This is a genomic window from Chitinophaga japonensis (assembly GCF_007830125.1).
Taxonomy (GTDB): Bacteria; Bacteroidota; Bacteroidia; order Chitinophagales; family Chitinophagaceae; genus Chitinophaga; species Chitinophaga japonensis.
The window spans coordinates 1406182-1432762 of sequence record NZ_VLLG01000002.1; the positions used below are offsets into that span (position 1 = coordinate 1406182).

General features: G+C 55.2%; 27 protein-coding genes. 12 read left to right on the forward strand and 15 right to left on the reverse strand.

Features of this window, described 5'->3' with window-relative positions:
• The first annotated feature begins 19 nt into the window (after positions 1-19).
• Positions 20-286 (forward strand): hypothetical protein, encoded by a 267-nt coding sequence (locus LX66_RS05635; protein ID WP_145710900.1) that lies wholly within the window; start codon positions 20-22, stop codon positions 284-286.
• A gap of 57 nt (positions 287-343) precedes the next feature.
• On the opposite strand, the gene LX66_RS05640 is transcribed toward LX66_RS05635, so the two are convergent.
• From LX66_RS05640 to LX66_RS05650, 3 genes are all read right to left on the reverse strand, one after another.
• Positions 344-874 (reverse strand): CAP domain-containing protein, encoded by a 531-nt coding sequence (locus LX66_RS05640; RefSeq protein WP_145710901.1) that lies wholly within the window; start codon positions 872-874, stop codon positions 344-346.
• Between the two features lie 215 nt (positions 875-1089).
• Positions 1090-1542: a PA2169 family four-helix-bundle protein gene (locus tag LX66_RS05645; protein ID WP_211366018.1), complete on the reverse strand. Its 453-nt coding sequence runs from the start codon at positions 1540-1542 to the stop codon at positions 1090-1092.
• A gap of 38 nt (positions 1543-1580) precedes the next feature.
• Positions 1581-1790, reverse strand: a complete 210-nt coding sequence (locus LX66_RS05650; RefSeq protein WP_211366022.1) for a general stress protein CsbD — start codon at positions 1788-1790, stop codon at positions 1581-1583.
• 224 nt (positions 1791-2014) lie between these two features.
• Between LX66_RS05650 and LX66_RS05655 the strand changes: the two genes are divergently transcribed.
• Positions 2015-2293: a hypothetical protein gene (locus LX66_RS05655; RefSeq protein ID WP_145710903.1), complete on the forward strand. Its 279-nt coding sequence runs from the start codon at positions 2015-2017 to the stop codon at positions 2291-2293.
• Positions 2294-2433: 140 nt separating this feature from the next.
• On the opposite strand, the gene LX66_RS05660 is transcribed toward LX66_RS05655, so the two are convergent.
• The gene (locus LX66_RS05660; RefSeq protein ID WP_145710904.1) at positions 2434-2871 is read right to left on the reverse strand and encodes a YybH family protein; all 438 of its coding nucleotides are present in this window, start codon (positions 2869-2871) and stop codon (positions 2434-2436) included.
• A gap of 114 nt (positions 2872-2985) precedes the next feature.
• Between LX66_RS05660 and LX66_RS05665 the strand changes: the two genes are divergently transcribed.
• From LX66_RS05665 to LX66_RS05675, 3 genes are read left to right on the forward strand one after another with little or no spacing between them, the layout of a single operon-like run.
• Entirely contained in the window at positions 2986-4176 is a 1191-nt protein-coding gene (locus tag LX66_RS05665) for a DegT/DnrJ/EryC1/StrS family aminotransferase (protein ID WP_145710905.1), read from the forward strand.
• A gap of 17 nt (positions 4177-4193) precedes the next feature.
• Positions 4194-4922, forward strand: a complete 729-nt coding sequence (gene kdsB / locus LX66_RS05670) for a 3-deoxy-manno-octulosonate cytidylyltransferase (RefSeq protein WP_145710906.1) — start codon at positions 4194-4196, stop codon at positions 4920-4922.
• 11 nt (positions 4923-4933) lie between these two features.
• Positions 4934-6010: an iron-containing alcohol dehydrogenase family protein gene (locus tag LX66_RS05675; protein ID WP_145710907.1), complete on the forward strand. Its 1077-nt coding sequence runs from the start codon at positions 4934-4936 to the stop codon at positions 6008-6010.
• Positions 6011-6013: 3 nt separating this feature from the next.
• Here the strand turns inward: LX66_RS05675 and LX66_RS05680 are convergent, their stop codons facing one another.
• A complete protein-coding gene (locus tag LX66_RS05680; protein WP_145710908.1) occupies positions 6014-7237 on the reverse strand; it encodes an MFS transporter in 1224 nt (407 codons plus the stop codon).
• 147 nt (positions 7238-7384) lie between these two features.
• Between LX66_RS05680 and LX66_RS05685 the strand changes: the two genes are divergently transcribed.
• Positions 7385-7855 (forward strand): Dps family protein, encoded by a 471-nt coding sequence (locus tag LX66_RS05685; RefSeq protein ID WP_145710909.1) that lies wholly within the window; start codon positions 7385-7387, stop codon positions 7853-7855.
• A gap of 72 nt (positions 7856-7927) precedes the next feature.
• Positions 7928-8695, forward strand: a complete 768-nt coding sequence (locus LX66_RS05690; protein ID WP_145710910.1) for an NYN domain-containing protein — start codon at positions 7928-7930, stop codon at positions 8693-8695.
• Positions 8696-8913: 218 nt separating this feature from the next.
• On the opposite strand, the gene LX66_RS05695 is transcribed toward LX66_RS05690, so the two are convergent.
• Both LX66_RS05695 and LX66_RS05700 read right to left on the reverse strand, forming a co-directional pair.
• Positions 8914-10899, reverse strand: coding sequence for an alpha-ketoacid dehydrogenase subunit alpha/beta (locus LX66_RS05695; RefSeq protein ID WP_145710911.1), 1986 nt, complete (start codon positions 10897-10899; stop codon positions 8914-8916).
• Between the two features lie 41 nt (positions 10900-10940).
• The gene (locus tag LX66_RS05700; RefSeq protein ID WP_145710912.1) at positions 10941-11288 is read right to left on the reverse strand and encodes a phage holin family protein; all 348 of its coding nucleotides are present in this window, start codon (positions 11286-11288) and stop codon (positions 10941-10943) included.
• Between the two features lie 129 nt (positions 11289-11417).
• Between LX66_RS05700 and LX66_RS05705 the strand changes: the two genes are divergently transcribed.
• Positions 11418-11858: a hypothetical protein gene (locus LX66_RS05705; RefSeq protein WP_145710913.1), complete on the forward strand. Its 441-nt coding sequence runs from the start codon at positions 11418-11420 to the stop codon at positions 11856-11858.
• A gap of 95 nt (positions 11859-11953) precedes the next feature.
• Here the strand turns inward: LX66_RS05705 and LX66_RS05710 are convergent, their stop codons facing one another.
• Complete coding sequence (locus LX66_RS05710; RefSeq protein ID WP_145710914.1) at positions 11954-12874, reverse strand: hydroxypyruvate isomerase family protein; 921 nt, start codon at positions 12872-12874, stop codon at positions 11954-11956.
• A gap of 243 nt (positions 12875-13117) precedes the next feature.
• Here LX66_RS05710 and LX66_RS05715 point away from each other — a divergent pair, with 243 nt between their 5' ends.
• The 3 genes from LX66_RS05715 (at position 13118) to LX66_RS05725 (ending at position 17010) form a co-directional block, all read left to right on the forward strand.
• Complete coding sequence (locus LX66_RS05715; protein WP_145710915.1) at positions 13118-14077, forward strand: formylglycine-generating enzyme family protein; 960 nt, start codon at positions 13118-13120, stop codon at positions 14075-14077.
• A gap of 97 nt (positions 14078-14174) precedes the next feature.
• Entirely contained in the window at positions 14175-15518 is a 1344-nt protein-coding gene (locus LX66_RS05720; RefSeq protein ID WP_145710916.1) for a Gfo/Idh/MocA family protein, read from the forward strand.
• Between the two features lie 166 nt (positions 15519-15684).
• Complete coding sequence (locus tag LX66_RS05725; RefSeq protein ID WP_158642545.1) at positions 15685-17010, forward strand: D-alanyl-D-alanine carboxypeptidase/D-alanyl-D-alanine-endopeptidase; 1326 nt, start codon at positions 15685-15687, stop codon at positions 17008-17010.
• Between the two features lie 5 nt (positions 17011-17015).
• Here LX66_RS05725 and LX66_RS05730 read toward each other — a convergent pair whose 3' ends face one another.
• The 4 genes from LX66_RS05730 to LX66_RS05745 all read right to left on the reverse strand — a co-directional run bounded on the left by LX66_RS05730 (position 17016) and on the right by LX66_RS05745 (position 21768).
• A complete protein-coding gene (locus LX66_RS05730) occupies positions 17016-17672 on the reverse strand; it encodes a hypothetical protein (RefSeq protein ID WP_145710918.1) in 657 nt (218 codons plus the stop codon).
• Positions 17673-17827: 155 nt separating this feature from the next.
• Positions 17828-19276 carry a Gfo/Idh/MocA family protein gene (locus tag LX66_RS05735; RefSeq protein ID WP_145710919.1) on the reverse strand — a complete coding sequence of 483 codons (1449 nt, stop codon included), beginning with the start codon at positions 19274-19276 and terminating at the stop codon, positions 17828-17830.
• Between the two features lie 39 nt (positions 19277-19315).
• A complete protein-coding gene (locus LX66_RS05740) occupies positions 19316-20002 on the reverse strand; it encodes a gluconate 2-dehydrogenase subunit 3 family protein (RefSeq protein WP_145710920.1) in 687 nt (228 codons plus the stop codon).
• Positions 20003-20028: 26 nt separating this feature from the next.
• Positions 20029-21768, reverse strand: a complete 1740-nt coding sequence (locus LX66_RS05745; protein ID WP_145710921.1) for a GMC family oxidoreductase — start codon at positions 21766-21768, stop codon at positions 20029-20031.
• A gap of 196 nt (positions 21769-21964) precedes the next feature.
• Between LX66_RS05745 and LX66_RS05750 the strand changes: the two genes are divergently transcribed.
• On the forward strand, positions 21965-23428 hold the full coding sequence (locus LX66_RS05750; RefSeq protein WP_145710922.1) for a gluconokinase: 1464 nt from the start codon (positions 21965-21967) through the stop codon (positions 23426-23428).
• Here the strand turns inward: LX66_RS05750 and LX66_RS05755 are convergent.
• From LX66_RS05755 to LX66_RS05765, 3 genes are all read right to left on the reverse strand, one after another.
• Positions 23349-25130 (reverse strand): DUF885 domain-containing protein, encoded by a 1782-nt coding sequence (locus tag LX66_RS05755; protein WP_158642546.1) that lies wholly within the window; start codon positions 25128-25130, stop codon positions 23349-23351. The genes LX66_RS05750 and LX66_RS05755 overlap by 80 nt on opposite strands.
• An 83-nt stretch (positions 25131-25213) precedes the next feature.
• Positions 25214-25690: a GNAT family N-acetyltransferase gene (locus tag LX66_RS05760; protein WP_145710924.1), complete on the reverse strand. Its 477-nt coding sequence runs from the start codon at positions 25688-25690 to the stop codon at positions 25214-25216.
• A gap of 84 nt (positions 25691-25774) precedes the next feature.
• Entirely contained in the window at positions 25775-26578 is an 804-nt protein-coding gene (locus tag LX66_RS05765) for a helix-turn-helix domain-containing protein (protein ID WP_145710925.1), read from the reverse strand.
• Between the last annotated feature and the right edge of the window lie 3 nt (positions 26579-26581).

Genomic DNA, 26581 nt, shown 5'->3' on the forward strand with positions numbered 1-26581 from the left:
GCCATTAATCCTACTACATATGGAACCTGCTGACACAGAAGAACGGCAAGACCCCCTTAAATCGGACCTGGTACAGTTCTTTGTGAAAATAGTACGTACCCTGTTCCTGGGGTTTTTCTGGATGCTGATCAATGTATTCCTGGGACTGTTCCTGGGCTTTGGCGTGCCCGATGAATCCACGCCCGGGCGTATGATTTTCTTTTACTCCTGGCTGGTGCTTACGCTGGCCGCTTACCTGTACGTGGTGTGGCGCTGGTGGCGGAAAAGTTGGAAGAAGGAGGAATGAAGTATGAGGTAAGATGCCGGGAGCGAAGGCACATTCGTATTTCCTACATCATACTTCTTACTTCTTACTTCCCAGCACCATCGTCCAGTAGGCATCATACCTGCCGATGCCTACCTCCCTGAAATCCGGGTTCATCATGTTCATACAGTGTTTGGGGCTGCTCAGCCAACCCAGTATCGCGGCCTGCTCGTCCATATGGCCGGTGGCGATGTTCTCTCCATAGGTGGTCCAGCGGTAGCCGGCCGCATCCAGGCGCTGCCCGGGATTGGTGCCGCCGGGAGCAATGTGGTCAAAGTAATTTTTCTCTTTCATATCCTTGCTGTGCAGCCAGCCTGCTTTTTCCAGGGTGCCATTCCAGCTCAGGGCCGGTACGGGCGGCATTTGGGTATCCCCGCAGTTGCAGCCACGGCTGCGCAGTCCGTTCACCAGTTGCAGCAGGAAAGCTCTGTCCACTTTGTTTTCCGGGAAGGTGTCCGTAACGGGAGCGGTAGTTTCCGGGGTAACCGGTGTAACCGCAGTATCTTTTGTACAGCCAATAAAACAGGCCAGGAGGCACACGGGCGCCATGAATCTGAAAATGCCGGTCATTAATTACCAGTTAAATAGTAAAGGAATAAATGAACACGGTTTGAAATAGAATCGGGTTAAAATTGCTTGGGTTGTTCAGAGGCAGGGTTAAAACAGGTGGGTCAAAGATAAGCAGCAGGGGTGAGAACGGGCAGGTTTTTTTGTAAAACGGATGTTAATAAGGCTGCCAACAGCCCGGGTGTTGCAAGCGAACTGTTGACAGCCAGTAGCTTATACTATTTGTTCTGTTTATTAAGGTCCCGGTATTTTTTGATCCGGTCGTGCGAGAGCTTGAGCTCCCCGTATTGGCGGGTGATCACGTCCAGGATATCCTGCGGTATCTCCACATCGCTGGTCAGCGCCATATTGTACACCCGCAGCGCCACATCCTCCCCGTATTCGCAGGAAGCCAGTACGCTGTTGTCGCTGCTGGTAAAATCGGACTTCAGGTCCATCCAGGTCCTGTAAAGGTCGCCGCCAAGGCTGGTATCCTTTTCCACATCGCCGTCCAGTTCTTCTATAAGGCGGTTCAGCTCAAAAACATATTCCCGGCTCTGGTCTGACATGGACTGGAAAATATGTTGCAGCCCCGGATCTCCTGCCTGGCTGGAAGCGGTATCATACCCGGCCGCCCGGTCGTTATTCACTCTTACCAGGTCGTTGAGGGTATTGATCAGATCTACGTGCATAATCATAGTACAAGATTTTTAAGGTTTTGCATATTTCCCTACAACAAAGCATGCTGCAAATATGCTACCTGAAAACTGTTGAGCATCCGGATCACGTCTTCCTGTGATTTACCGGTTTTCTGCTGCAGGCGCAGCAGGAGTTCCTGCTCCCTGCCGGGCCTGTAATTAAGATCTTCATCGGATAGTTGGGCATAACGTTGCTTGAGCATTTTTTTCAGCAACCACCAGTCACGTAACTGCATCTTCATAAAAACCAGTTTTTTAAGGGTAAATAAAAAAGAGGAATGAAAAAGGATTTTCAATTTCTGTGCCTGCTGCTGTGTATTGACAATCAAGGCGCAAGCGCTTCACTGCAATCGAATGGCAGCGGGGTGGACGCCTGTCGGGCCACCCCTGTTTGTGGAAAGGGGAAAGCACAGGTTGTGGAATTAACGCGCCAGCATACACACTTTTGAACCCTGTAGGCGCGGGCATGGCTAATGGAACAGACTTTGCGGCATCTCAGGTACCCGGGAACAACTTCCCGAACCGGGATCACTTCCAAAAAATTGCAGATATGCCAGATCAGAAAAAAAACGGTAATAAAAAGGGGCCCGGGAATACCGGGGTAGACAACCCTAAAAAGCCGGTCGAGATACTAAAAACAAGCAAAGCCAACAGTAATACGCGTAATCCGCTACGAGCAGACCTGTCGGAAAAACCAGCAAAAGAAAATAAAGCGGTGCGGGAGCGGAAGAAAGAAGATGACTGACGACTTACCATATCGATTACTGAAACTCTCGCCAACATTATGAAACTCAGGGAACAGTGTTTAGTCATAGTTCTTCTTTAATGTTGTGGTGTATAGCAGGCCGTCCCATTCCTGGGATGGTTTTCTTTTTTATAGGGCGCCTAGCTGCTGTGGTCTGCTATAATTTTCCAGGTTCCGTTCATTTTCCGGATCAGTAGGGTAAAGTGCCCCTGTACATTGCGCAGGGAGCGCTGCAGGTGCCATTTGCCTACCAGGAAATACAGCTCCGGGTTTAGCCGTTTAAATTCCAGCAGGTCAAACTGCAGCGTGCCCATAGCCGCCTTGTCGGGGTAGGATTGCTGGTAGCGCTCCAGGGTGGCCTGCCAGCCGTAGGTTACGCCGTTCTTCCCGATAAAGAGCAGGGAATCCGAGCGCCAGTAGGTATCCATAAACGCCGGGATATTGCCCTGGTTCCAGGCCTCCGTTTGCTGCTGCATGAGCTGCCGGATGGCCACTTCCGGCGATTGCTGCCCCCGTGCGGGAGCAGCGGACACCATAATTATATATACCAAAAGGGTAGTATACAGGAGGAAACGCATGTTGAAAATTTAGCAAAAGATAAATAGTTTTTGGCTGCGGGGCAAGTTTGATTATACTACCTTTGCACCACGATACAAAAATCAGCTTTATCAACAAGTTAAAATCAACAGCTTATGCCAGGATTTGAACTATTTGGCGCCGAGGAAAGGAAGGAGGTGAATGATGTACTGGAAACCGGTATTCTCATGCGTTATGGCTTTGACGGCCCCCGTAAAGGCATCTGGAAGGCGAAGGAACTGGAGCAGGCCATCAGCAGTAAATTAAACGTACCCTATACACAGCTTACCTCCAGCGGCACCACCGCGCTGACCACCGCCCTGGCGGCGCTGGGCGTGGGCGCAGGCGACGAGGTGATCATGCCTACTTTCACCTTTGTAGCCAGCTTTGAAAGCATATTTTCCGTGGGCGCTACGCCCGTGCTGGTAGATGTGGATGATACCCTCACCCTGGACCCCCGGGCCGTGGAGGCCGCCATTACCCCCCGCACCAGGGTGGTGATGCCCGTGCATATGTGCGGCGCTATGGCGGACCTGGATGCGCTGAAAGCGATCTGTGACCAGCACAACCTGATCCTGCTGGAGGATGCCTGCCAGTCATTCGGCGCCAGCTACAAGGGCAGGGCCCTGGGCACCATCGGGCATGCCGGCGCTTTTTCCTTTGACTTTGTAAAGACCATCACCTGTGCCGAAGGCGGCGCCGTGGTGACCCATGATAAGGACCTGTATATTAAATGCGATGCCTATTCCGACCACGGGCACGACCACCTGGGCGCCGACCGGGGCGCGGACCAGCATCCCTTCATGGGCTACAACTTCCGTATTTCCGAGCTGCATGCCGCCGTGGGCCTGGCGCAGATCCGCAAGCTGGATACCTTCCTGGCCATCCAGCGCAAAACCAAAAAGATAATGAAGGATGCCCTGTCTGCCATACCGGAAGTAAGCTTCCGCCGCCTGCCGGACCCCGACGGCGACAGCGCTACCTTCCTGGGCTTTTTCCTGCCGGAAGAGGGCCAGGCGCGGGCTGCCGCCGCGGCCATGAAGGCTGCCGGCCTGGCTGCTTTTTACTGGTACGATAATAACTGGCACTACATCCGCAACTGGGAGCATTTCAGGCAAAGCGCTACCCTGAATCATTTTGCGCCTGGCCTGCAGCAGGCCATGGAGCTGTACAGGATCCGCCAGTTCCCCGTATCCGATGCGATCATTAACCGCTGTGTGTGCACGCCCATTAACCTGGGCTGGAGCGAGCAGGAGGTGCAGGAAAAGGCGGGAAAGCTGGTAAAGGCCGTTAAAAGCGTGTTGTAAATTTTTTGCAATAGGATATGAAAAAAATAGCCCTCATCCCCGCCCGCTATGGCGCCACCCGGTTTCCCGGCAAGCTGATGGCCCGGCTGGGCAGCAAATCCGTGATATTGCGCACCTACGAATCCACGGTGAGCACCGGCGTGTTCGATGAAGTAATGGTGGTAACGGACAGCGACGTGATCTACCAGGAAATTACCCAGAACGGCGGCAAGGCGGTGATGAGCAAAAAAGAGCATGAATGCGGTACGGATCGTATAGCCGAAGCCGTAGCCGATATGGATGATGTGGATATTGTAGTGAATGTGCAGGGCGATGAGCCGTTTACCCAGAAAGCCCCGCTGGAAAAGCTCCTGCAGATGTTTGAAGGAGAGGCCGGCCGGCAGGTAAAAGTAGCTTCCCTGATGCAGGTGCTGAAGGACTGGAAGCTGATAGAGGACCCCAACTACGTAAAAGTAGCGGTGGACCGGCAGTTCAATGCCCTGTTCTTTTCCCGGGCGGTCATTCCTTACCCGCGCAACAAAGAGGCGGACAGCGTGTACTACGAGCATATCGGCATTTATGCTTTCCGCAGGGAAACCCTGCTGCAGTTTACCCAATTGCCGGTAAGCCCGCTGGAGGAAGCGGAAAAAATAGAATGCCTGCGTTACCTGGAGAACGGCATTCCCATGAAAATGGTGGTAACGGAATATATGGGTGTGGAAATAGATACGCCGGAAGACCTGGAAAGGGCGGCGAAGCTGTTATAAATCAAGCAAAAATGAAGTTCAGGAATTTTAAGCTGGTAGGCTACGTTATATTTGGCCGGGGCGCTTTTAACCAGTTGGATGAGATACTGGCGCCGCAACGCAGGGGAGACGCCCCCATGATCTTTTTCGTGGATCATTTCTTCCAGGACAAACCGGCTTTTACGGCCCGCATACCATTGCAGGGCCGGGACAAGATCGTGTATATTGACGTAACGCATGAGCCCAAGACCAGCTATGTAGACCGCTTGCGCGACGAGTTGAAAGCGGAATTCGGGCAGGTGTCCGGCATCATCGGTATTGGCGGCGGCTCTACCATGGACATGGCCAAAGCAGTATCCCTGATGATGACCAACCCCGGTTCCTCCGCGGATTACCAGGGCTGGGACCTGCTGAAGCAACCCGGGGTGTACAAGGCCGGTATCCCCACCTTGTCCGGCACCGGGGCGGAGGTAAGCCGCACCACCGTGCTCACCGGGCCTACGAAAAAACTGGGCCTGAACTCCGATTTTACCCCCTTTGACCAGATTGTGCTGGACCCGGAGCTGATCAAAGATGCGCCGGTGAACCAGCGTTTCTATACCGCCATGGATTGCTACATACACTGCATAGAATCCCTGGAGGGCACTTACCTGAACGCCTTTAGCCGCTCCTATGGCGAAAAGGCCCTGGAGCTGTGCCGGGAGATCTTCCTGAGGAAATCCGGCTGGGATGATGATGCGGACGAAAAGCTGATGATGGCCTCCTACGCCGGTGGTATGAGCATTGCCTACTCCCAGGTGGGCGTGGCGCACGCCGTAAGCTATGGCCTCAGCTACCTGCTGGGCACCCATCACGGCGTGGGCAACTGCATTGTGTTTGACAAGCTGGAGGAATTCTATCCCCAGGGCGTGCAGGAGTTCAAGCAAATGGTGGACCTGCATGGTATTACCATTCCGCAGCACATCACCCAGGGGCTGACGGATGAGCAGTTTGACAAGATGATAGATGTATCCCTGGGCCTGGCGCCCCTGTGGGAGAACGCGCTGGGCAAGGACTGGCAGCAACAGATGAGCCGGGAGCGCCTGCGCGCATTGTATGAAAGGCTGTAAATATTAACGCCACCTGCGCAGGTGTGCCTTCATATGCACCAGCCGCCACATGATCTTCAGGCGGCGGTTGTCATAGATCAGCATCAGGTACACGGTAGCCAGCAGGGCGGCTATGCCCATAACGGCAAAAGTAGCGGGGAAATAGGCCGCCCTGTTATGATAGATAAAGGCGGAAAGGTAAGCTCCCAGGCCAATACCTGCCTCCATGGCGATATACATGCTGGCCAGCGCCCGGCCCCGGTGCTCCGGCAGCCCCAGGTCCACCGTCCAGGCGGTAACGGCCGGCGAATTGAGGCCCACGGATACCCCATAGATAATAGCGGCGGCCATCATCACATAGGGAGTGGTGGCCACGGCCAGCATAAAGAGCGAGAGCGCCATCATGGCAGCAGATATTTTCAGCACCGGCACCCGCCCGTACCGGTCGGATACCTTGCCGGCCAGCAGGCGCACGCCGATGGAAGCGGCGGTAAAGAAGGTAAAGAAAAGCCCCTTGTTATGAATGCCCAGGTGCTGGCTGAAGTCTGGGATAACGGTCAGCAAAGCCCCGTAGCTTAAAAAGGTCAGGAAAGTAACGATCACGGGGCCCAGTACCAGCGGCTCAAAGATCTCGTGACGGGATATCTTCAGCAGCGCGGGCTTAAAGCGCTGCCGGTTGGGCAGGGTTTCTTTCAGGCCGCCGATCAGGATCACCACAGACGACAACGCAAATACCGCAGATACCTGGAACATTACGTAAATGTCCCACCGGGCGGCAATAAAGCCCCCGATGGCGGGCCCCAGCGCCAGGCCGATAGTGCTGAAAAGCCCTACCATGCCCATGGCCTCTGCCCGGCGGTTGTAGGGCACCAGGTCTGATACATAGGCGGTGGTGCCGGTGGGCTTGAAGCCGGTAGAAAAGCCGTGAAAGAAGCGGAGCAGCAGGAAAGCGCCGACGGAGCTTACCAGGGGATACAGCAGGCTGCAGACCACGCAGATCACGGAGCCGAATATCATGACCGGTACACGGCCTACGGTGTCTGTCAATTTGCCGCTAAAAGGACGGGAAAGACCTGCCATTAAGGTAAAAAGTGCCAGAATGTAGCCTTTATAATCCTCACCACCCATACTGCTCAGGTACGCAGGCAGTTCTGGGATCAACATATTGTAACTGGCGGAGAATACGGCATTACTAAGGCAAAGTAAGATGAAATGCGCGCTGTACATTCTCCCCGACGACTGTTCCATACCGCAAAATTAGGAAGTATGGCACAATAATAGCAAAAGAACCAACACCATTACCTGCTATTTAAGTAGGATTTTTAACAAACCTTTCGTGAGCAGGGTTTGTTTATGCAAAGGACCCCTTGATCACAAAAAAAATACATAAAACAGATGAAAGCAAACATTGGAATTTCAGAAGAACACCTCAAGGCAGTGGCCCTTGAGCTGAACAAGGCATTGGCAGACCTGGTTGTGCTGTATACCAAAACCCGTAACTACCACTGGAATATTGAAGGTCCGAGCTTTTCGGAGCTGCACAAGTTCTACGAGGAGCAGTACGATGAGCTGGCAGAGGCTATTGATGATATGGCGGAACGTATCCGCGCCCTGGGACATTATGCAGAAGGCCGCCTGTCGGATTTCCTGAAGCTGACCAGCCTGGTAGAGCAGGAGTATACCAATGACCAGCGCACCCAGTTAACGAACCTGCTGAATGACCATGAGACCATTATCCGCAACCTGCGCCGCCTGGTGGACGAGTTTGCCGATAAGTACAAGGACGCCGGCAGCAGCGACTTTGTGACCGGCCTGCTGCGGCAGCATGAGAAAACGGCCTGGATGATCCGCTCCTACCTGAAATGATAACGGCAGATATCTGCACGCCGGCACGCAGATCTTTTGTAATATTATGGTATTAAACCCACTGAACGGCTTATGGATAATACTACAAAAGACCTGCGGCTTGCCGTGCTTATTGATGCGGACAACATACCCCACACCAACATCAAGGCCATGCTGGAAGAGGTGGCCAAATACGGCGTACCCACCTTTAAAAGGATCTATGGCGACTGGACCAAACCCCACCTGACCGGCTGGAAGAACGTGCTGCTGGAAAACGCCATCAGCCCGGTGCAGCAATACAGCTATACCTCCGGCAAGAACGCCACCGACTCCGCTATGATCATAGACGCCATGGACATACTCTATACCGGCCGGGTGGATGGGTTTTGCCTGGTAAGCAGCGACAGCGATTTTACCCGGCTGGCTACCCGCCTGCGGGAAGCAGGCATGCGCGTGTTTGGCCTGGGGGAAATGAAAACGCCCGGCGCTTTCCGTTCCGCCTGCGATAAGTTCATTTACCTGGAAATACTGCAGCAGAATGACCAGGAGCGGGAGGAAACCTCCGCCAAAAGGAAAACGACAAAGGGGAAGACGGCCAATGCCATCAGCAAGGCCAACCGCCAGCTACTGAACCTGCTTTCCTCCAGCATCAACGATATTGCGGATGAGGACGGCTGGGCCTACCTGGGCGAGCTGGGCAACCTGCTGCTGAAAAAGCAGCCGGACTTTGACGCCCGCAACTACGGGTACAACAAGCTGCTGCAGCTCATTAAAAGCTTCGATGACAATTTTGAGATAGATATCCGCGAAAGCGGGAAAAAGATGGGTAAGCTGGTGTATGTGAGAGAGAAAGGTAAATAAAACCCCTTAGCGCTTTACATACTTCACCATGGCATACAGGAACATTAACGTAAACAAAATCAGGAAAACATACAGGAAAACTCCTCCTATCTTATCAAAAGTCTTGTAAAACCCTGAAACCTCTACTGATAAGAATGTCTGCAACATGATAAAGCTATTTAATTGAATTGGGCGCAAGTTAGGATATTCCGGTTGAAAATCCCAACCCGCCATTCCCGTCAATAAGCCGCCAGCCGGCGTATACACTGATCCAGCCGGGATTTGGCCAGAAAATTTTTTTCCAGTGCAGCGGCAAAAGGCACCGGGGTGTCCAGGCTGGCGCAGCGCAGCACCGGGGCATCCAGCAGGTGAAAGCAATGCTCCGCTATCCAGGCGCTGATCTCCCCGCCCAGGCCGCCGGTAAGGGTATCTTCATGCAGCACCAGCACCTTGCCGGTGCGGGCCACCGCTTCCCGGATGGCTTCGTAATCCAGCGGCAACAGGGTGCGCAGGTCCAGGATGTACAGGGAGGGCTGCGGGTGCTGGCGGGCATACTCCAGCGCCCAGTGCACGCCGCTGCCATAGGTGATGATGCTGATATCCGTACCGGGCTGCACCACACGGGCCTTACCGATCTCCACGGTATACCAGCCCTCCGGCACCGGGCCGCTCACGCTGCGGTACAGGGCCTTATGCTCGAAGTACATCACCGGGTTGGGGTCTGCCAGGGCGGCCAGCAGCAGGCCTTTGGCGTCGGCCGGCGTAGCCGGGTACACCACTTTCAGGCCCGGGGTGTGGGTAAACCAGGCCTCATTGCTCTGGGAATGGAAAGGGCCGGCGCCCACGCCGGCGCCGGTAGGCATACGTATCACTACATCGGCCGCCTGGCCCCAGCGGTAATGGATCTTGGCCAGGTTATTCACGATCTGGTTGAAACCGCAGCTTACAAAGTCAGCGAACTGCATTTCCACCATGCTCTTATAGCCCATCAGGGACAGGCCCAGGGCGGCTCCTATGATGGCGCTTTCGCAGAGCGGGGTATTGCGCACCCGTGCTTTGCCGAAACGCTCCACCAGCCCCTCCGTGATCTTGAAAGCGCCGCCGTATTCCGCGATGTCCTGCCCCATCAGCACCAGTTGCGGGTACTGTTCCATGGCGGTTTGCAGCGCTTCGGAAATGGCGTTGATGAACCGCTTTTCCGGCGCGGCCGGCGCTGTGGCGGCAGGAATGCTATCCTGCGGGCGGGGGCGGGCGTAGATGTCCGCCAGTTCTTCGGCAGTATCCGTATGTGTATCCGCGTAGGTAAGCACCTCGTGTATATCGTCTTCTATCTGCTGCTTCAGCTCCCGGTGCACGGCGCCGATCTGTGCGGCGGGCAGCAGGCCAATGTAATCCAGGAAAGCTTCGTAATGGTGGATAGGATCTTGCTGCGCCCATTCCTCCAGCAGGGCAGGGGGCACGTAGCGGGTGCCGCTGGCCTCCTCATGCCCGCGCATGCGGAAGGTAAGGGCTTCTATCAGCACCGGCTTTTGCTGCTGCAGCGCGTAGGCCTTGGCGTTAGTAACGGCATGGTACACATCCAGCAGGTTGTTGCCGTTTACCCGCATGCTGTGCATGCCGTAGCCGGCCGCTTTGTCCGTTAGCTGCGCGCAGCGGTACTGTTCCGCTACCGGCGTGCTGAGCCCGTAGCCATTGTTCTCTACCAGGAAGATCACCGGCAGGTCCCATACGGCCGCCACGTTCAGCGCCTCGTGAAACTCCCCTTCGCTGGTGCCGCCTTCGCCGGTAAAGGCCAGGGTTACTTTCTGCCGCTGCGCCAGGGTATGAGCCAGGGCAATACCATCTGCCACGGATAGCTGGGGGCCCAGGTGCGAGATCATGCCGCAGATATGGTGCTCCCGGCTGCCAAAGTGAAAGGAACGCTCCCTGCCTTTGCTGTAGCCCTCCCGGCTGCCCTGCCACTGCAGGAACATCCTGCGCAGGGGCAGGCCCCGGGTGGTAAACACACCCAGGTTGCGGTGCAGGGGCAGTATCCACTCATCCGGCTCCAGCGCCAGGGTGGCGCCTACGGCAATGGCTTCCTGGCCAATGCCGGAAAACCATTTGCTGATCTTGCCCTGCCGTAGCAGCAGCAACATTTTTTCCTCTACCAGCCGCGGGTATAGCAAGGCGCGGTGAAAGGCCAGCAGTTGCTCGTCACTGATATGGGCGCGGTTAAAGTACATAAAGGTGGATGGTGAATAGTGAAGGGTGAATAGTCAATTCACTAATCTTCTTTATTGCCGGCAATGCCGTGCATGATGCTGTTAATAACGGTCATGACGATGCTGAACAGCAGCGCCCACCAGAAGCCGTCTACCCTGAACCCGGATACCAGCTTGCCGGCCAGGAGTATGATTACCGCATTGATCACCAGCAGGAACAGCCCCAGCGTAAGGATGGTAGCCGGCAGCGTGAGGATGATCAGTATGGGCTTTACCAGCACGTTGAGCACGGCCAGCACCAGCGCCAGCAGCAGCGCCGTTATAAAGCTGTCTATCTTAACCCCCGGTAACAGGTAGGCGGTGAGCATGGCTGCCAGCGCACTTACCAACAAGCGGATCAGAAAGTTCATAAGCAAGCATTTATAGAGTAAGTTAAGAAAATAGCATCATTAAAACATGGCTGCAAAGGTACGGGCATAAAAAGTTTGCTTTCCTGGAAATGCCGCTTATTTTTGTACGAACCTAAATCTATCAACCCTATGAAAAAACCGTATTTATTATTACTGGCCCTGGCTTTTGTGCTGACCGGCCTTTTTGTTTCCTGCAGCGATGATGACGATAACCCGCAGCCGGATCACAATGCCCTGATACAGGGCCGCTGGCAGTACGAGTATGGCCTGGACACTTTGTTTAACGCCCAGCATGAGGTGGTATCCGCCGATACAGTAGACACGGATGGACAGGATAATATTTATTTCGATTTCCAGGAAAATGGGCAGTTCAGCACCAACCTGGGTAATGATACTACTGTTGGCTCTTACCGTTTCGTAAACGCCTCTACGCTGGAGCTGACCGTGGACGGCGTTTCTGACCAGGCGCCGGTGCAGACATTGACCGCCCAGCAACTGACATTCGTATTGGTGGATACGGATTACGGCAACGGCAACTACAGCAGGACCTACTACTATTTCAGTAAATAAGCGCTTTTCGGCTTTATAAATAAAAGAAAGGATGGGGCAGATGCCACATCCTTTTCTTTTAAACCAAAAACAGAAAGCTGGATATCTTTCAGGCCTCAGCCCAGGAAGTCGTCACATTCCCGGTAGGCTTTTATTAATGCGGTTTCCCCTTCCTTGCCGGGGTGAAAGTTGCCATGCTCCATGCCCATTACGCCCTTGTATCCTTTTTCGTGCAGGTGCTTGAAGATGTTCTTATAATTGATCTCGCCGGTGCCGGGCTCCTTGCGGCCGGGGTTATCACCTATCTGGATATACGCAATTTCGTCCCAGCACAGGTCCATCATGGGAATGAGGTGGCCGGTATTGCGCTGCATGTGGTAAATATCATACAGTATTTTGCAGGAGGGGCTGTTTACCGCCCTGCAGATCTCGTAGGTCTGGTCTGCCGTGCGCAGGAACAGCTCCGGCGTGTCACTGAGCGGTTCCAGCACCATTACCAGCCCGTGCGGCTCCAGTATTTCCGCTCCCCGGCGCAGGGCGTCTATTACATGGCCGGTTTGCACGCCTATGGGCAGTTTGCGCTCAAAGAAGCCGGGCACCACGGTAGCCCATTTGGCATTGCAGCGCTTGGCGGTTTCCACGGAGGCGCGGCAGGTTTTCAGGAAATTGTCTACAAACTCCTGCTTGCCCGTGGTTAGGGATACTTTCCAGTTATCCCCGCCGTCTATCACGAACACGCCCATCTGCATATCCAGCTTGGCCAGCAGGTTGCCGATCTTTTCCTGCTGGGCGGTATCCCTTTTCAGCATGCCGTTATCTTCAATGGCGCGGAAACCCTGGTCGTGCATGAACCGGATCTGGTCCAGGAAATCGGCGCCCGCGCTGTTCCTGAACATGCCGTCATGCGGGGCATAATTCATATTGAAGGTCTTTTCCGCCTTCCCGGCATTAGTGCCGGTGGCCGCCTGTGCGCTGCCGAAAGCAAGGGCTGATATACCGGCCAGGGTGCCTTGCTGCAGGAATGTTCTTCTTTCCATAACGTAATTACAAAATTGAAGTGATGCGATACAGGCACTAAATTTAATGGCTTTTCTATGGAAATACTAATCAGGAGGAAAAAATTCAACTGATCCCTGGAATATTTGAGTTCATCAAATAAAATTGCATTCCATTAGCGGATTTAATAAATTCATCCGTCAATACTTATGTTGGATGAAACCGGGCATAAGCAACAATGTCTCACCCAGGGACACAACACCGTGAGAAGACAATATTAACGAATGAAAAAACTGATAGCACTGGCTTTAGCAGGGCTGCTGGCCCAAACCGGCTCCGCACAGGATGCCGCCTTTACCGCGTATGAAGAAAAACTGCCCGGAACGGACGTTTCATTTAAGATGGTGCCCATTAAAGGCGGTACCTTTTCCTTTGGCAGCCCCGCTGCTGAAAAAGGCCGGGAGGAAGATGAAGGTCCGCAAAAGCAGGTCACTATCGCCCCCTTCTGGATGGGCGCCTGCGAAGTGACCTTTGATGAATATGACGTATATGCAGACGCAGAGAAGGATAAAACACCCACACCGGATGGCATGACCCGCCCCAGCCCGCCGTACATAGACCTTACGCTGGGCATGGGCAAAAGCGGCGGCTACCCCGCCAACAGCATGAGCCAGTACGGCGCGCTGATGTACTGCCGCTGGCTGTATGCCAAAACCGGCGTGTTCTACCGCCTGCCCACAGAAGCAGAATGGGAGTATGCCTGCCGGGCCGGCGCCGCTACTGCTTATCCCTTTGGGAACGATGAAGCGCAGTTGAAGGAATATGCCTGGCACAAGGGCAACAGTGAGGACAAGTATCATAAGGTAGGCCAGTTGAAGCCTAACGCCTGGGGCCTGTACGATATGATGGGCAATGTGGCGGAATGGACGCTGGACCAGTACGATGCGCAGTTCCTGGAACATGCGGATGCAAAAGATCCCTGGAACAAGCCTACTGCCAAAACGCCGCGCACCATTAAAGGCGGCCACTACCAAGACGATGCCGCCCATGTACGCTGCGCCGCCCGCTTAAAATCAGACCCGGCCTGGAACCGCCGCGACCCGCAGATACCCAAAAGCAAATGGTGGAACGCGGATGCGCCCTTCATCGGCTTCAGGATCGTGCGGCCGGTAAAGCAGCCCACCAAAGCGGAAGCCGAACAATTCTTTGCCGAAGTGCTGGACAAATACGTAGGGGCGAGGTAGGAAGTAAGAGATAGGAGGTAAGAAGTAAGAAGGTGCGCGCGGTAATGATCGTATTTCATACTTCTTACTTCATCATTCATATTATAAAATGTCACATATGGAAAACGAAAAAAAGCAAACATTCCACGTTCAAAGCCGCAGGGATTTCATGAAACAATCCTCCCTGCTGGCCGGCGGCATACTGGCCATGCCTGTAGTAAGCCAGGCCAACTATTTCTCAGGCGCCCGTGATACCATCAAGATAGCCCTGGTAGGCTGCGGCGGCCGCGGTACCGGCGCTGCCACACAGGCGCTCAGCACCAAAGAGAATGTAGAGCTGGTAGCAATGGCCGATGCCTTTGCAGACCGGTTGAACAATAGCTATAATAATATCAGGGAAGCCCTGGGCGAAAGCGGCCGGGCCGACCGGGTGAAGGTGAAGGAGGAAAACAAGTTCATTGGATTTGACGGCTATAAGAAAGCCATTGCGCTGGCGGATGTGGTGATACTGGCCACCCCGCCGGGTTTCCGTCCCATCCATTTCGAGGAAGCGGTAAAACAGGGCAAGCACATATTTATGGAAAAGCCGGTGGCTACCGACCCTGCCGGTATTAAAAAAGTGCTGGAAGCCGCGGAAACCGCCAAGGCTAAAAAGCTGAACGTAGTAGTGGGCCTGCAGCGTCATTACCAGAACTCCTACCGGGAGCTGTACAAGCGCCTGCAGGACGGTATGATAGGCGACGTCCTGTCCATGCAGGTATGGTGGAACCAGGGCGCGCTGTGGGTACGGCCCCGCAAGCCGGAATATACGGAGATGGAATACCAGATGCGCAACTGGTATTACTTTAACTGGCTGTGCGGCGATCACATTGTAGAGCAGCACATACACAACATTGACGTGGGCAACTGGTTCATGGGCGCCACACCCGTAACAGCGGTTGGTATGGGCGGCCGGGCCGTGCGTACCGGCAAGGAGTTCGGGGAGATATTTGACCACCATTACGTGGAATACCGCTATGACAACGGGGTGGTGATGAACAGCCAGTGCCGCCACTGGAAAGACAGCGCCAGCCGCGTGGACGAGGAGATCGTAGGCACCAAAGGCCGCATTATCTGCGATAAAGGATTGATACAGGACCATAAAGGCAGCACCCTGTACCAGTTTGACCGGAAGCAGGAGAACAACCCTTACCAGACGGAGCACGACGAGCTGTTTGCGGCTATTGCCAAAGGAGAGTACAAGTTCCAGGACGCGGAACGCGGCGCGCAGGCCACCCTGTCTTCCATTATCGGGCGTATGGCTACCTACTCCGGCCAGATCATTCCCTGGGATAAGGCGCTGAACTCCGGTATCAGCCTGCAGCCGGAAAAGTATGCGTTTGATGCGCCCCCGCCGGTGCTGCCGGACGCGGACGGTTTTTATGCCTATGCAAAACCGGGGACCACAAAATACTTTAGTTAAAATTCTAAACCGGAAGGAAATTCCAAATCCCAAATCCCAAATTCCAAATAGTTGGCAATCGCCCGACAATTGGAACTGTTCAATGTTCCTGGTAGCCTGCAGACCTTTTGGAATTTGGGATTTGGGATTTGGAATTTCCTTCTTTGAGATTTGGCGCTTATCGCAGATGATTCATCGATTAAAATATACCGCGCTTTCTGGTCTTTTACTTTTAAGCGCCCTGTCGCTGCAGGCGCAGCGAAACAATATCCGTAAATGGGCAAAGGAACTGCTGGAAAGCCCGGCTTTAAAGCGGGCGCACACGGGCATCTGCCTCTATGACCCGGCCAGCGGGCAGTACTGGTACCAGTACCAGGACGACAAGTACTTTACCCCGGCCTCCAATACCAAGATATTCACCCTGTACGCTGGTCTGCAACTGCTGGGCGACAGCCTGCCTGCGCTGCAATACCTGGAAACGGACAGCGTGCTGTATGTAAAAGGTATGGGCGACCCGTCCTTCCTGCACCCGGACTATACCTACCAGCCGGCCATGGAGCTGTTGGCCGGGACAGATAAGCCCATCATCCTGCTGCCTGCCGTGAACACCAACAAGCGTTTTGGACCGGGCTGGGGCTGGAGCGACTATTCGGACTATTACCAGCCGGAGCTGAATGAATGGCCTATGTATGGCAACGTGGCCCGCATCAAGCACCATGGCGATACCATCAGCATTACGCCCCCGGCCTTTAATGACCCGGACCACTTTTCCTGGATGGAGAATGACACGCTGCCGGAGCCGGTAACGGAAAGGGACGAACGCCGTAATTATTTCACGCTGCAATATAACGGGCGTGACCGTTCCCCCTTGCTGGCCGAAGTGCCTTTTATTACCGGCACCCTGCAGGACCTGGCCCGCCGCCTGCAGGATACCCTGCACAAGCCGGTGCTGGCCGCCGCGGCCCCCCTGCCGCAGTTGAACGGCGCCGCCTTCAGGACCCTGTACAGCATCCCGGCAGATTCCCTGTATACCCCGCTGATGCACCGCAGCGACAATTTCTTTGCCGAGCAAACGCTGATGATGTGCGCGGCCCGAATGTGGGATACTATCAGCACCGCCCGCGCGATCGGCTATATGGAAAAGGAATACCTGCAGTCATTACCGCATGAGCCGCGCTGGGCAGACGGATCGGGGCTATCCCGGTACAACCTGTTTACTCCCCGGGATTTTGTAAGCATCCTCACCACCATGTATAAGCAGGTACCCACGGAAAGGCTGTACGCCATATTACCTACCGGGGGCAAAGGCACCCTGCGCTATTATTACCGCGACCAGTTTGTGCATGCCAAAACCGGCACCCTGAGCGGCTGCGTGGCCCTGAGTGGTTACCTGACCACTAAAAAGGGGAAAACGCTGGTGTTCAGCGTACTGGTAAATAATCATAATGATAAGGCTACCAACGTAAGAAGGGCCGTGGAGCGCTTCCTGACCAACGTACACAAGCTGTACTGATCTGCTTACTGAATGTTATAGCTCCGGAGCCGGGTGGTGTCCTGGGCCTGGTCTGCCTGTATCAGGCCCACGCCCTCTGCATAATAGTTGGTGACCAGGGTGCCCAGGGAAACTGGGGTACCCAGTATCCTTACCGACGCATCCAGCTTTACGGCAATCACGTCTGTAAAATCCAGGTCGTATACCCTTTTGGTGGCCCCTTTCTGGGTAATGGAGTAGGTGAGGATCACGGTTTGCTCGTCTGCGCCATCCCTTACTACCACCGTATCTGTCCAACTGCTGCCAATAGCCACATTATCCTTCAGGTAAATGGACATTACACTGTCTGCCGTATAGCCTTCAAAGGAAATGCCTTTCACCATCTGGTAATAGCTGCCGTTATCGCAGCGGTTGTAGGTAGTGGCGGTATCGGAAGCCAGCTTCTTGTAGGAAATGCCGCTGATCAGGCTGTCTCCCGTAACTGTTACGGTAAAACGGGTGGTGTCGGACGTTTGGGCGTTAACGTTCTCGTAGTTGTATACAGAACCATCCGTGTAGGGGGCGTAGCCACAGGTGCTGACCGGGGGAAGCGGCGCATCGCCTTCCCGGCTTTTTTCTTTCTTACAGGCCCCCAGGACCAGGCTGCCGGTTATTACAAGCGGCCAAAAGTATTTATATGGCATAGTTTGCACGGATATGGTTTGGCGGTGTAAAAATAGTACTCGTACCTGTACTAAACGACAACCACGACGAAAATATTATGAATATGCAAATGTGCGGATAAATGCAGCGGGACCACTCCGCCACATATCCGCACATTCAGCTTATTATCAATTATTTACACACCCAGGCTCCAGCCGTCGCGGTAGGTGCGTTTCACAAACTGGTTGGCCTCATCGAAGTTGGTGATCTTCATGTTGGCGCCATCCCACAGCAGTTTGATGTAGCGGCCGGGGAAGGTGGTTTTGCCATCCACGGTCTTCTTGATATCGAAGCTGCGGATCGCCAGGTTGCTCATCAGCACGGTTTCCGTGAGCGGGCCGGCGATCGTGAAGGGGGAGCTGAGCGCTTTTGCCTTGTCGCTGTTATAGCCGGCAATAGCGGCATTCACCCATTGCTGGTAGTGGCCTTCCGGCACGCGGGCAATGGTTTGCGGCACATTTACCTGCTTGGAGCGGGAAGTGGGCAGCAGGCTGGGGAACATGCCGTAGGTGCCGCACATCATCTTGCCTTTGTCGCCGATGAAGATAGCGCCGTTGCCGCCGTCGCCCATTCTTTCGTTGGGGCCCAGCTCTTCGGGGCGGGCAGGCTGTATGCCGCCGTCCATCCAGTGCATGGTCACCTCTTTACCGTTCTTGCCTTCAAACTTCAGGATCACGTGGGAAGAGGGCGGGCAGCTTTCCGGGAAATAGCCGCGCTTGAACTCGTCTACATACACACTGCCCACGCTGCACTCTACAGAAGTGGGATAGCCCAGGCCCAGCACGCGGAAGGGCGGCTCAATGATATGGCAGCCCATGTCGCCGATAGCGCCGGTACCATAGTCCCACCAGCCGCGCCAGTTAAACGGCACCAGCTTGTCTATATAATCCTTATAGGGAGCGGTGCCCAGCCAGAGGTCCCAGTCCAGCTCCTTGGGCACTTCCGCCTTGGCGGTAGGCCAGGGAATGCCCTGGGGCCATACGGGACGGTCTGTCCAGCAGTACACGGTATGTACGTCGCCCACCAGGCCGGCATTGTACCATTCCATCAACTGGCGCACCCCGTCGCCGGAAGCGCCCTGGTTACCCATCTGGGACACCACCTTATAACGGTTGGCCGCTTCCGTGAGCATGCGCGCTTCGTAGATATCGTGTGTGAGCGGTTTCTGCACGTATACGTGCTTGCCCAGTTGCATGGCCGCCATGGCGGCTACGGCATGCGTATGGTCCGGCGTGGATACGGATACCGCATCAATATGCTTATGCTCTTTCTCCAGCATTTCCCGGAAGTCCTTGTAGAATTTGGCTTTCGGGAAGCGTTTTACGGAGTTGGCCGCGCGGCGCTCGTCCACGTCGCAGAGGAAGGCAATGTCTGCGGGGCCTTTAGAGAATTCATGGATATCGCTTTCCCCTTTACCGCCTACGCCTATACCGGCTACTACCAGGCGGTCGCTGGGAGCGGTATAGCCTTTACCACCCAGCACATGACGTGGAACGATCATAAAGCCGGCTGCGGTCATAGCGCCGTTCTTTAGGAATGATCTGCGGGAAACGCTGTTTCCCTGGTTATTCTTTTCCTGGACCATGAGTAAGAAAAATTTTGATATAATTTAATAAAAAACGGTTTAATCCCAGGTCATCAACTTGCCCCGGTCCTCAATTTTCAGGCACTGCTCCAGCGTTTTTGCATCATAGGCCAGCCCGTACTGCTGCAGCACATCGTCCGGCACGCCGTTCCATTCATTGGGCGTGTTGCCTGCATAGCCCAGGTCCTTGATGCCTATTTTGCTGGTGAAAAAGCCGGTAGCCGTGAGGTTGCGCACCAGGTTAAAGAAAGCTACGCCCTGGCTGTTTTCCGGGGAGGCCTTTTCCGGGTAGGCGATCTGGTCTACCACGGCGGTCTGCTGTTCGGCGTTGCACTCCACGAATGTCTTGTTGTACTGCTTCAGGCAATGTACGTCCAGCCAGCGCAGGCCGCCCCGCAGGGGCAACTGGTAGCGGGGCTGGTCTTTGGCCATGAACTCGATGAAGTCCGGTACGCCTGCATCCACGGCGCTGCCGGAGCGGTCGTCGGCCGGTATGATGATGGCGGTGAGCACCGTAATGGCTTTCATTTCCCCGTCGGTGAAAAACTTTTCGGCCATCAGCCGGGCGTCTCTTTCTTTTTCCGCCGGGGTACGGCCATATACCTCCGCACCGGCGCCGTCTTTCTTTTCCGCGTCCGTGGCTTTTTTGTCGTCACAGCCGGTGAGCAGCGCGCCTACAGATAAAGACCCGACTGCCAGTGCTTTAAGGGATTCCCTTCTATCCATATGTTTGATAGTTGAAAGTTCGGTTGTTAAATATTCTGTTTCTTCAGCTCGTCCACAATGTATTCGGAGGCGCGTATGGCCAGGGCCATAATGGTCCAGGTAGGATTTTTGTCCGCCTGCGACACAAAGGCGCCGCCATCCACCACAAACAGGTTCTTCACCTCGTGCGCCTGGTTGTGCTTGTTCAGCACGGAGCGTTTCGGGTCGTCGCCCATGCGGGTGGTGCCTACTTCGTGAATGATACGCCCCGGTGTATCCAGCCCGTACATGCTGTCCGCACCCGGCCTGGTGCCCAGGGGCACGCCGCCCATCTCATGGATCAGCTCCTCGAAGGTGTCCTGCATGTGCTTCGCCTGTTTGATCTCGTGATCGCTCCAGGTGTAGTTGAAGCGCAGCACGGGAATACCGTATTTGTCCACCACCTGCGGGTCTATCTCGCAGTAGTTGTCTTCCCGCGCAATACATTCGCCGCGGCCCGCAAAGCCAATGGTGGCGCCGTAAAAGCGGCGGTAATCGTTCTTGAGCGATGCGCCGTAGCCGCCGGCCGCTTTGGGCTGGCCGTCCGGGCCGGGATATTTCCCGTTCAGGTTTTCAATGCCGAAGCCAAAGCCGTAGGAAGGCATGGGCATGCCGCCACCCAGCTCTATGTGGTAGCCGCGGGCAAAGTCCAGTTTCTTATTATCGCCCCACCAGGGAATGTATACGTGCATACCGCCTACCCCGTCTTCGTTGTAGCGTTTACGGTCCATGAGCTGGGGCAGGAAAGCGCCACGGGAGGCGCCGGTAGAGTCATGCAGGTACTTGCCTACCACGCCGCTGCCGTTGGCCAGCCCGTCCGGGAAGCGGGCCGACTTGGAATTGAGCAGCAGGCGGGCGGATTCGCAGGCGCTGGCCGCCAGTACGATCACCTTTGCCTTTACCTGGTACTCCTGCAGGTCCAGCCGGTCTACGTAAGAAACGCCGGTAGCTTTGCCGGTCTTATCCGTCAGCACCTCGCGCACCATCGCGTTGGTGTACAGGTCCACATGGCCGGATTTCATGGCCGGTTTTACCAGGCAGGAGGATGCGGAGAAATCCGCATACACTGTACAGCCCCGGTTGCACTGGCTGCAGTAAAAGCAGGGAGCCCGGTCTTTGTTGACCGAGCGGGTGAGGATGGACAACCGCGCCGGGATAACGGGAATGCCCAAACTTTCGCCGGCTTTTTTGATCATCAGCTCATGCAGGCGTGGTTTGGGCGGCGGCAGGAAATAGCCGTCCGGCTCATTGAAAATGCCTTCTTTGGTGCCGAACACTCCGATCATTTTGTCTACCCGGTCGTAGTAAGGTTTTACATCATCATAAGAGATGGGCCAGTCATCGCCCAGCCCGTCGTAGCTTTTGTGCTTGAAATCCCTGGGGCCGAAGCGCAGGGAAATGCGTCCCCAGTGGTTGGTACGTCCGCCCAGCATGCGGGAGCGGAACCAGTCGAATTTTGTACCGTTTTTGGTAGTATACGGCTCTCCCTCTATCTCCCAGCCGCCATAGGCGGCGTCAAAATCGCCGAAGGGGCGGGTGGTGGTGGCGCCGCGGCGTGGCGACTCCCAGGGCCATTTCAGTTGGGTAGCCTGTTCCGGGTCGGCCGGGTCGTATTTAGGACCGGCTTCCAGCAGCGCTATTTTCAGCCCTGCATCGGATAGTATTTTGGCGGCCATGCCGCCGCCTGCTCCAGATCCTACAATGCACACATCATAGACCGGACCCTGTTGCTTGATCTCAAATGCCATATACGTGGATGGTTTTGACTTCTAAAAGGCTTTAAATCTATAAATTAAACCCAGAAAATGAAACGGTCATAACAAAATTTTCACTTTACGGTGAGTTATGAGCTGAAATTTTTGTTATGACGGGTAACATCTGACAAATGAAAAGATAAATATTGACAGATGAAAGGTGTTTTTTATTTTGAGAACCTTTTGAGTTATGAGCAGCCCTTTAATATATATGATCGGCGCCGATATTGGCACGGGCAGTACCAAGGTGATGGCCCTCCTGCCGGATGGCCGTACCGGCGCGGTGTTCCAGCAGGGGTATGATACGGTGTACCCGCAGCCGGGCTACGGCGAGCAGGACCCGGAAAGTATTTTACAGGCGGTAAAAGCGGGTATCCGGCAGGTAGTGGCGGAAATGGGGCAGATGCCGGCCGGCATAGCCTTCAGCAGCGCCATGCACAGCATCCTGGCCCTGGACGCCGCCCACCGCCCGCTTACCCCGCTGATCATCTGGGCCGACAACCGCAGCCAGGATATTGCGGACGCGCTGCGGGGCACGGCCGAGGGGCGCATACTGTACGAGCAGACGGCGGTGCCCATGCACCCCATGTTGCCTTTGTTCAAGATAGCCTGGCTGCGCCGGGAGCAGCGGAACATATTTGAACAGGCCGCCTGCTTTGCGGGTATCAAGGAATATATCCTGCACCGGCTTACCGGGCGGTATGTAACAGACCATTCCATTGCGGGCGCCACCGGCCTGTTTGACATCCATACCCGGTACTGGAGCCCCCGGGCGCTGGCCATTGCGGGCATTACCGCCGCACAGTTGCCGGAGCCGGTGCCCACGCATACCGTCCTGCACCCGCTGCCCGCTATAGCGGCGGCGCTGGGCATCAATGCAGACACGCCGCTTATAGCCGGCGCCAGCGACGGTTGCCTGGCGCAACTGGGCAGCCAGGCCCTGGACCCCGGGCATGCCACCCTCACCATTGCTACCAGCGGCGCTTTGCGCATGGCAGCACGGGAGCCGGTCACGGATGCGCGCCAGCGCCTGTTCAACTATATACTGGATGCGGAGCATTTTGTAACCGGCGGACCGGTAAACAACGGGGGTGTGGTGCTGAAATGGTTTGTGCAGGATTTCCTGCAGCGCCAGGGCGCTACGGACCTGGATACCGCCCTGCAGGCCGCGCTGGCCATACCGCCCGGCGCAGAAGGGGTAGTATGCCTGCCCTACCTGCTGGGGGAGCGGGCGCCCGTATGGGACCCGCATGCAAAGGGCGCTTTTATAGGCATACAACCGCAGCACACGGCCATGCACTTTATGCGCGCAATGCTGGAAGGCGTGGCCTTTGGGCTGCTGAGCATTGCAGAAGCGCTGCAGGAAACGGCCGGACCTATCCGTAAAATATCCGTAAGCGGCGGCTTTACCGCCTCTCCCGGCTGGATTCAATTGATGGCGGACATTTTTCAACAACCCATGCACCTGCACCAGCAGAACGACGCTTCCGCTACCGGGGCGGCCATGATGGGCTATGCCGCGCTGGGCATTTCCTATGCTGCGGAGGGGCAGGCAGCGGAGGAAGTGTTTGTACCTACCGACCATGGGCGGGAAGTGTATGCCAGGCATTACCGCCTGTACGGCCGGCTGTATGAGCGGTTGAAAGACCTGTAGCCCAGTTATCCAGGTAATCTTCCAGCACATCCAGCGGCATATCCCCGTATTGCAGCAACGCATCATGGAATTGCCGCAGGCTGAATTGGTCACCGAGCTGCCGGGCATATTTATCCCGCAGGGTCTTTATTTTTATCTCCCCTATTTTGTAGGACAAAGCCTGCCCGGGCCAGGCCATATAACGCTCTACCTCGGCTGTAGCAATGGCTTCGCTCACCGGCTCACGGGCCATCATGTAGGCAATGGCTTCTTCCCGTGTCATTTTACCGGTGTGAATGGCTACATCCAATACCAGGCGGATGGCCCGGTGCATTTCATTGCACAGTGCGCCCATTTTCTGGTAGGGATCGGTATAGCAGCCCAGTTGTTCCCCCAGGGACTCGCAGTATAATGCCCAGCCCTCCAGGTAGGCAAAGAACGAAGGTTGTTTGCGGAAGGCCGGAATCGTTTTATTCTCCTGCTGGAAAGATATCTGGAAGTGATGGCCGGGAATGGCTTCATGGATAAAAGTAGCTTCTACGCCGTAAAATACCGTGTTGATCCTGGTAGCATCCGGCACCGGTACATACAAGATGCCGGGCCTGTTTTCTTCCAGGTTACCGAATACGTAGGAAGGCCCTGCCTGCGAGGCTTCCCGGTAGGCTTCCACCCGGCGGACCTCGAATTTTGTTTGGGGCTGGCGGCTGAATAAATTGCCCAGGAAAGGCCGGATATTACGGTTAATAGCGCGGTAGGCATCCAGTACCTGCTCCGGTGTTTTAAAAGGCATAAAGCGGGCATCCGTTGTCAGGTAGTGGAAAAATTCCGGCAGGCTGCCTTTAAAACCCACCTTTTCCCTGATGGTTTCCATTTCCCGGGTGATACGCGCCACTTCCGCCAGCCCGGTCTGGTACACCTGCTCCGCTGTCAGCTTCGGATCTGTAGTAAAGTAATGCAGGTAGTAATTGTATAGCTTATCGCCGCCCGGCAGTGCGCTTAACCCGGCATGGGCCTGTGCTGCAGGGAGATACTGCGTCTTCAGGTAGCCGGCCAGTTGCTGGTAGGCGGGAATGATACGGGTAGTGATCACCTGGTGATATAGGGCCCTGATCCGCTGCCTGTCTGCTGCGGAGAATGAAGCAGGGAACTGCGCCAGTGGTTTATAGAACACGTTTTTGGCCGTATCTTCCTCCGCCAGGGCTTCCATTTGCGGGATCATTTTTATGACCAGCGCCTTCGGCAATACGATACCGGCTTTTATGCCCTTATTAAAGTTGGCGATAGCAGTATCCGCCCATTCTTTGAATGCGCTCATCCGTTTGGCCCAGCGCTCATAGTCCATTACGGAATGGAAGGGCTGTATACTGCCGCCAGCACCGAATTGCGCCATCTGCAGCGGAGTAGATATAAATTGGTTCATGGGCATGTATTCCCGGTGCAGGTTGGTGGCGGCCAGGTCGGCGCGCAGCAGGTGCCGCAATACGTCATAGGATATCCTGTCTGTTTCATTCAGCGAAGCCCGGTTGAAGCCTTCCAGGGCCTGCAGGTATTTATGGTAGAAGGTGCGCGTAGCGGCAATATAGGGGGTGGCGCCATCGTTGGGCAACTGATCGTCGTAGCGGTGGTCCCCGGCAGCCGTGGCTTCTACGGGGAACAGTTGCAGCCGCTCCTCGTAATAGGCGTCAAACAGCCGCTGCAGCTTGTCATTGCGTTGCTGCGCCATTATCGGGCAGGTATATACGAAATTTATGAGTGTCAATAGTAGTAATGCAATTCGTCCTAGGATCATATGCGGGCGTTTTTCGGTTAAATATCTTTTATCATCCAGATGTTGCAAGCGTGGTGGCCGGACTGGCCGAGGGGCTTCTGCAGGCAACGGAAGCCAGCTTTTTCATAGAGCGGTACGGTCACGCGCAGTTCCGGCATGGTTTCCAGGTACACCTGGCGGTAGCCCAGCTCCTTTGCGGACCGCAGGCAGCGCTCCACGAGGGCTTTGCCCAGTCCACGGCCCCTGGCCTGCGGCAGCAGGTACAGCTTTACCAGTTCACAGCAGCCTGCGGGCAGGCCGGCAGTGGGATAGATACCGCCCCCGCCTGCAACCATACCCTGCAGCTCCGCCACCCAATAGCAGGAGCTGGCCGGCGGAAAGCTGTCGTACAGGCGATACAGGTGCTCGTCGTAGTAAGCGGTGCCAGGCTTGTTAGCCCCGAATTCCTGCAGCACCGCCTGTATAATGGCGCCTACCGGTTGATTGTCTCCCGGTTGCATTGGTCTTATGATCATCCTGATAATGTTGATGATGCAAAACTAGGGCGGGACGCCTGCCGGAAATTGTATGTAATTAGCGTTAGCGGGAAAAGCGTGGCATTATATATTCCGGTAATGTTTGGGCAGCAGGCCGGTAATGTGCCGGAATGTTTTGGTAAAATGGGCCTGGTCTGTAAACCCGCATTCATAGGCTATGCCGGTAAGCGATTGGCGGGTGCTACGCACCAGGGCCAGTGCACGCTCCACCTTGATCCTCCGCAGGTATTCGCCCAGCGAGCAGCCGAAATACCTGGGGAAGTATTTTGAAATGGTAACCGGGTGAATGTCCAGTTGTGCGGATAAGGTAGCCAGGGACAGGGGCTGGTTCCACTGGTCATGGATAACGGTCTTTATCTTTTCCGCCCATTCGGGGCAGCATTTTTCTTCCCTGCCGTGGGCCTGTACCAGGTTGATACACAACTGGGTAATGGCTACCGGGGAATCGGCATCGTGCAGGTAATGCTCTTTCATGATCCTGAGCAGCCCGCCGGTATTCAGGCGGTTGTTCCGCGCAAACATCAGCGAGGCAGGGGGCAAGGCCAGCCCAAACTCCCGGAAGAAGCCCTCACCCAGCTCCAGGTTAAAGATGCGGGTGCCGGTACGGTAGTCTACGTTCCGGTGTGCAATGCCGGGGTAATAGTATAGCCCTGTACCGGCCGCCTGTATTTCCGAGCTGCCTTTCCGCATTTCCTTGCTGCCGCCGGACAGGATGTGGGAGAAGTGAGGGTTGGCATGGTAATGCCACTCCGAGCTCAGGTGGGGTGTAAATACGGTTTCGCTGGTAATGACAGGGCCCAGCAGGTGTTCCCGCATTTTCATGCCTACATACACGCCCTGCTCATATTGCACCGGGTGATCGCTCATACT